This window comes from Klebsiella sp. MS 92-3 (assembly GCF_000195655.1).
In the GTDB taxonomy this organism is placed as follows: Bacteria; Pseudomonadota; Gammaproteobacteria; order Enterobacterales; family Enterobacteriaceae; genus Klebsiella; species Klebsiella pneumoniae.
Genome location: NZ_GL882839.1, coordinates 89,072 through 92,085, shown reverse-complemented (window position 1 = coordinate 92,085; position 3,014 = coordinate 89,072). Strand labels below are relative to the sequence as shown.

Annotated in this window: 3 protein-coding genes; 2 read left to right on the top strand and 1 reads right to left on the bottom strand. The window is 58.3% G+C overall.

From position 1 onward, the window contains the following. Positions 1 to 32: 32 nt before the first annotated feature. Positions 33 to 1,043 (bottom strand): alcohol dehydrogenase AdhP, encoded by a 1,011-nt coding sequence (gene adhP, locus HMPREF9538_RS06935; protein ID WP_002906221.1) that lies wholly within the window; start codon positions 1,041 to 1,043, stop codon positions 33 to 35. Between the two features lie 252 nt (positions 1,044 to 1,295). Here adhP and HMPREF9538_RS06945 point away from each other — a divergent pair, with 252 nt between their 5' ends. Then, positions 1,296 to 1,895: an inorganic diphosphatase gene (locus HMPREF9538_RS06945; RefSeq protein ID WP_002906218.1), complete on the top strand. Its 600-nt coding sequence runs from the start codon at positions 1,296 to 1,298 to the stop codon at positions 1,893 to 1,895. 167 nt (positions 1,896 to 2,062) lie between these two features. Next, positions 2,063 to 3,014 (top strand): bifunctional helix-turn-helix transcriptional regulator/GNAT family N-acetyltransferase (locus HMPREF9538_RS33400; RefSeq protein WP_009485858.1); only part of this gene is annotated, 952 nt, incomplete at its 3' end.

Below are 3,014 nucleotides of genomic sequence, written 5' to 3'. Positions count from 1 at the left end.
GGCGGGGGGGGGGGGGGGGGGGGGGCGGGTGATTAGCTACGCAGATCGATAACCATACGGCCGCGGATCTGACCTTGCTCCATCTCTTTGAAGATAGCGTTGATATCTTCCAGCGGACGCAGGGTGACTTTCGGCACCACTTTGCCTTCGGCGGCAAACTGAAAGGCTTCCACCAGATCCTGACGGGTGCCGACCAGCGAACCGACCACTTCGATGCCGTCCAGCACCAGACGCGGAATATCGAGGCTCATCGCCTCCGGCGGCAGGCCCACCGCGACCACGCGGCCACCGGCGCGAACGGCATCCACCGCCGAGTTAAAGGCCGCTTTAGCCACCGCGGTTACTACCGCAGCGTGGGCGCCGCCGGTTTTTTCCTGAATCACTTTCGCCGCATCTTCATTGCGGGAGTTGATGGTCAGGTCGGCGCCCATCGAGGCCGCCAGCTCCAGCTGTCCGTCGTTGACGTCGATAGCGATCACTTTGGCGTTAAACACATTCTTCGCATACTGCAGCGCCAGGTTACCCAGCCCGCCGAGGCCGTAGATGGCGATCCACTGGCCCGGTTTGATGTGGGAGACCTTGACCGCTTTGTAGGTGGTGACGCCCGCGCAGGTGATGCTGCTGGCGGCGGCGGAGTCGAGGCCGTCCGGAACTTTTACCGCGTAGTTGGCGGTGACGATGCACTCCTCCGCCATGCCGCCATCGACGGTATAGCCGGCGTTTTTCACCGAGCGGCAGAGCGTCTCGTTGCCGCTGTTACAGTAATCGCAGTGGCCGCAGCCTTCGAAGAACCACGCCACGCTGGCGCGGTCGCCCGGCTTCAGGGAGGTGACGCCCGGGCCGACTTTTTGTACCACCCCGATCCCTTCATGGCCGAGAATGACGCCGGTTTTATCGCCAAAATCGCCGTTTTTCACGTGCAGGTCAGTATGACACACGCCGCAGCATTCCATTTTCAACAGCGCTTCGCCGTATTCCAGCGGGCGCAGCGTTTTTTCCGTGACGTTAACCTGATGGTCGTGGGTAACAACAGCTGCCTTCATGCCTGTCTCCTTGTGGGGGAATTGATTAACTTAATTAATGCAATAGTACCCAATAAGGATTAGACGCTGAGCGGTAAAATACAAGGCGCTTAGTACAGAATGTGGCTTTTTGCTACAGGGATAGCACAAAATTCAGACAACATCGCTATATTTGGTAGGTAATAATATTGACGCTGAATGGTCATGTTTTTGTCATCACTCGAATCTATTGTTTTGCGCATCAATTTCTTATAACAACAGAGTGATACAACAATGCATCTGGTAAAAACCATCCTCACCGCCGGTCTGCTTTTGTCCGCCGCCGCCCAGGCCCACAATGTGCTGGAATTTCCCCAGCCGGAAAACAACCCGGAAGAATTTTACGCCGTCACTGAGATCCCGACGGGCGGGATCATTAAGTACGAAACCGATGCTAAAACGGGGTTTATCGTCGCCGACCGCTTTCAGTCGATGCCGGTGGCCTACCCGGCGAACTACGGCTCGCTGACCCAGTCGCTGGCCGGGGATGGCGACCCGCTGGACGTGGTGTTTTATACCCGCGCGCCGATGGCCCCGGGCACGCTGATTAAGCTGCGGGCAATTGGTGTGCTGAAGATGATAGACGGCGGTGAGAAAGACGACAAAATCATCGCCGTACCGGCCAGTAAAATTGACCCGACCTACGACGACATCAAGACCATCTCCGATCTGCCGAAAATAGAACAGCAGCGGCTGGAGGCCTTCTTCCGGGTCTATAAAGAACTGCCGGAGGGGCGTAAAAAGGTCGAGCTGGCCGGCTTTAATGACGCCGCGGCCGCGAAGCAGGAGATCAAATCGGCCTGGGAGGCCTGGAAGGCGAAGAACCCGCAATAATATTCATCGCGGGCGCTGTCCGGCGCCTGCGGCATTCGCTTTCACGATCCCTATGGCGGCAAAATCACACGTCACACGACAACGCTTATCCCACCATATTGCATCTTGACGCAGGATGAAGGTGATGGTTGTATTGTACAACCATTTCATTTTCTGGACCCGCCGCTATGCCTGATACCCCCTTAATCCAACAGATTCGTACCGCCTCGCGGTTAATGGTGCGCGAGCTGGGCTTTATGAGCACCACGCTGGCCGCCACCCATTATTCACCTTCGGCGGTGCACACCCTGCTTGAGGTATCGATGAGGGGGGAGATGACGGCCGCGCAGCTGGTCACGTTGCTGGGACTGGAAAAATCAAGCGTCAGCCGGATGGTCTCTCGTCTGCTGGCGGCTGGTGAGCTGGAGGAGCGTCCTTGCGCGGAGGATGCGCGCGCGAAATCACTCGCCCTGACGGCAAAGGGGCACGATACGGTGGCGAAAATTAACGCCTGGGGTACCCGTCAGGTGGTGGAGGCGTTAGACCATCTGGATGAGACGCAGCAGCAAACTGTCGCCACTGGACTGGCGGCCTATGCCCGGGCGCTGGCGCAGTGTCGGGATAGCGCGCTCGCGGATACGGCTCCGCAAATTTCGCTGATGACCGGCTACCAGCCGGGGATGATCGGCCGGATAGCCCAGATGCACGGGGAGTATTACGCCCGTCATCATGACTTTGGCGCTTTTTTTGAAGGCAAGGTCGCCAGCGGCGTAGCGGAATTTGCCACCCGGCTCTCCTCCCCGGCCAACCAGATCTGGCTGGCGATCCGCGAAGGGAAAATCGTCGGCTCGCTGGCTATCGATGGCGAGGACCTCGGCCAGCAGGAGGCGCATTTGCGCTGGTTCATTCTCGATGACAGCTGCCGGGGAAGCGGCATTGGCAGGCGGCTCCTCAGCGAGGCGATGGCTTTCTGCGATAGTCGCCAGTTTAGCGCGGTGCAGCTGTGGACCTTTAAAGGGCTGGACGCGGCCCGCAAACTGTATGAATCCTTTGGCTTCACTTTAATCCGCGAATGGCAGGGGGAGCAGTGGGGAAAGGTAATGACCGAGCAACAATTTACCCGGTCCGGAAACAACCCCC